This window comes from Dietzia sp. DQ11-44 (assembly GCF_014145205.1).
Lineage (GTDB): Bacteria > Actinomycetota > Actinomycetes > Mycobacteriales > Mycobacteriaceae > Dietzia > Dietzia natronolimnaea.
Genome location: NZ_JAALEC010000582.1, coordinates 1 through 2,966 on the forward strand (window position 1 = coordinate 1; position 2,966 = coordinate 2,966).

A 2,966-nucleotide genomic window follows, 5' to 3' on the forward strand; every position below is an offset into this window, starting at 1 on the left:
TCGCTGAAGCGCCGAGGATCACACGTTGAAGCGGAACTCCACCACGTCGCCGTCGGCCATCACATAGTCCTTGCCCTCCATGCGCACCTTGCCGGCGGCCTTGGCGGCGGCCATCGAACCGGCGGCGTCGAGGTCGTCAAAGGAGACGATCTCGGCTTTGATGAAGCCCTTCTCGAAGTCGGTGTGGATCACGCCGGCGGCCTTGGGGGCGGTGTCCCCCTTGCGGATCGTCCAGGCACGCGACTCCTTGGGCCCGGCGGTGAGGTAGGTCTGCAGGCCCAGGGTGTGGAAACCGGCTCGGGCCAGCGCGTTCAGGCCCGGCTCGTCCTGACCGATCGACTCGAGCAACTCCATGGCGTCGGACTCGTCGAGCTCGCGGAGCTCGGACTCGACCTTGGCGTCGAGGAACACGCAGTCGGCGGGGGCCACGGCGGCGCGCAGCTCGGCCTGACGCTCGGCGTCCGTCAGCACGGCCTCGTCGGCGTTGAAGACGTAGAGGAACGGCTTGGCGGTCATCAGGTGCAGGTCACGCAGCAGGGCGCGGTCCACCTCGTCCTGCGCCTTGAACAGGGTCCGGCCGTCCTCGAGCACGGCCTGCGCCTTGCGGATCTCCTCGAGCTGCGGAAGCAGGGACTTGTCCTTGCGGGACTCCTTCTCCAGGCGCGGAACGGCCTTCTCGAGGGTCTCCATGTCCGCCAGGATCAGCTCGGTGGCGATCACCTCGATGTCGGCCATCGGATCGACCCGGCCGTCCACGTGGATCACATCCGGGTCGTCGAACACCCGCACCACCTGGCAGATGGCCTCGGCCTCGCGGATGTTGGCGAGGAACTTGTTACCCATGCCCTCACCGGTGCTGGCGCCCTTGACGATGCCGGCGATGTCCACGAACGACACGACCGCCGGCAGGATCCGCTCGGAGCCGAAGATCTCGGCCAGGCGGGCCAGGCGGGGATCCGGCAGGTCCACGACCCCGATGTTGGGCTCGATCGTGGCGAACGGATAGTTCGCGGCTAGCGCGTCGTTGTTCGTCAGGGCGTTGAACAGGGTCGACTTACCGACGTTGGGCAGTCCGACGATTCCGAGGGTGAGGCTCACGAGGCCCGAGTCTACGTCCCGCCCCGACCGTGCCCCCTGCCCGCCACCCCGGCCGGTCACAGGGAGCGCGCCCGCGTGACCTCTGACATCATGTGTGACATGAGTGACGAGCCGAAACCGCCTCCTCCAGTCGGGACAGACGAGGAGCACGTCGACCGGTCCGTCCTCATCGGTCTCGGCGGACGATGGGTCACCGACTGGGCGCTGCGCCTGGCCATCCTGCTCATCGCGGGGTGGCTGCTGAGCCAGATCGGTGGCGCGCTGTGGGTGGGCATCCTGCCGATCCTGCTCGCGCTCATCGTGGCGACGGTCCTCTGGCCCCCCACGGGATGGATGACCCGCCACGGAGTCCCCAAGGCCCTCGCCGCACTCATCTCGCTCCTCGGGTCCCTCGGAGCTGTCGCGGGCGTTCTCGCCCTGATCGCCCCGTCGATCATCGACCAGAGTGTCCAGCTGGCGGATCAGGCCTCGGAGGCGATCGTCGAGGTCCAGGACTGGCTCCGGGGTCCGCCACTGAACATCCGGGACGAGCAGCTCGACAGCGTGCTGGGCCAGCTCAGCTCGACTCTGCAGGACCGCGGAGACCAGATCGCCAACGGCGTGTTCACCGGCGTGACCGCGGTGGGGTCGCTCCTCATCACCTTCGTCCTGGTCCTGGTCCTCACGTTCTTCTTCATCAAGGACGGCCCGCGGTTCCTGCCGTTCGTGCGCCGGATCGCCGGCCGCAATGCCGGCCGCCACCTCACCGAGGTCCTCACCCGCAGCTGGAACACCCTCGGCGGCTACATCCGGGCCCAGGCGATCGTCTCGTTCGTCGACGCCTTCTTCATCGGCCTCGCGCTGGTCCTCCTGGGTGTGCCGCTGGCGTGGGCGCTCGCGGTCATCACCTTCCTGGCCGGGTTCATCCCCATCGTCGGTGCGTTCACCGCCGGTGCGCTGGCGGTGCTCATCGCTCTGGTGGCCAACGGCCTGACCACCGCGATCATCGTGTTGGTCGTGATCATCGCGGTGCAGCAACTCGAGAGCAACATCCTCCAGCCGATCCTGCAGTCGAAGGCGATGAACCTGCATCCGGTGGTGATCCTGCTCGGGGTGGCCGCGGGCGGAACCCTGTTCGGCATCGTCGGGGCGTTCCTCGCGGTGCCGATCCTGGCGGTGGTCGCCGTGATGCTCCGCTACCTGGGCGAGCAGATCGATCTCCGGACCGGGGACGTCACCGCGTCGGACCTCGCGTCCGCCACCGACGAGGGTCGTCTGACGGCCTGGCTCGGCGAGATGTCGAGTTCGCGGTTCGCGCCGCTGCGCAAGAGCAGCAGCGCCATCATGGCTGGGATCAAGGACACCCGACCGGGACCGGTCCACGGGGCCCCGGACAGCGGGTCCGTCGGTGCGACCGGGCCGGGCGATTCGGTCGTGGGAACCCTCGAACTCGACGACGACGAGGTGGTCCCGCCGGATCCGGATGCCGACGATCCGTCCGCCGACCAGGCGAATCCTCCCACGGGGCCAGTCGACCCGAAGGCCGTGTACGGTAACCGACCCTCGCCTTCGGAGAGCAAGCCCAACGCGCTGCGGCGCTTCGGCAGATTCCTCGCTCGCCGACTCGAGAGTTAGAGTCTCATCCTGTGAGCACACGGAGGAGCGGACGGGTCCCGGCGGACGAGAGGTCCGTCGTCTCGACCGTTCGGGGCCTGCCGGCCTGGTCGGCAGTCCTGCTCGCGGTGGCCGTCACCCTCACCGGGGTGGCGATCGACTCGCTCTCCGGGGGCCTCGGCACCGGCTTCACCGTGGGCTACTTCCTCGGGTGCCTGATCGCGGTGCTGGCGGTGTCCCGCCGGGCGCTGTTCGTCGCCGGCATCCAACCGCCG

Annotated in this window: 3 protein-coding genes; 2 read left to right on the plus strand and 1 reads right to left on the minus strand. The window is 68.7% G+C overall.

Annotated features, from left to right (window positions below):
- Positions 1-18 precede the first annotated feature (18 nt).
- Positions 19-1,098, minus strand: a complete 1,080-nt coding sequence (gene ychF, locus G6018_RS13760; RefSeq protein ID WP_182639911.1) for a redox-regulated ATPase YchF — start codon at positions 1,096-1,098, stop codon at positions 19-21.
- Between the two features lie 99 nt (positions 1,099-1,197).
- On the opposite strand from ychF, the gene G6018_RS13765 reads away from it, so the two are divergent.
- Positions 1,198-2,712: an AI-2E family transporter gene (locus G6018_RS13765; RefSeq protein WP_179525647.1), complete on the plus strand. Its 1,515-nt coding sequence runs from the start codon at positions 1,198-1,200 to the stop codon at positions 2,710-2,712.
- A gap of 11 nt (positions 2,713-2,723) precedes the next feature.
- On the plus strand, positions 2,724-2,966 hold a 243-nt coding region (locus G6018_RS13770; RefSeq protein WP_347237870.1), incomplete at its 3' end, for a DUF6542 domain-containing protein.

What these genes read in the sequence shown, in the direction of transcription:
- G6018_RS13765 (WP_179525647.1), top strand. Translation starts at nt 1,198, where the DNA reads ATGAGTGACGAGCCGAAACCGCCTCCTCCAGTCGGGACAGACGAGGAG.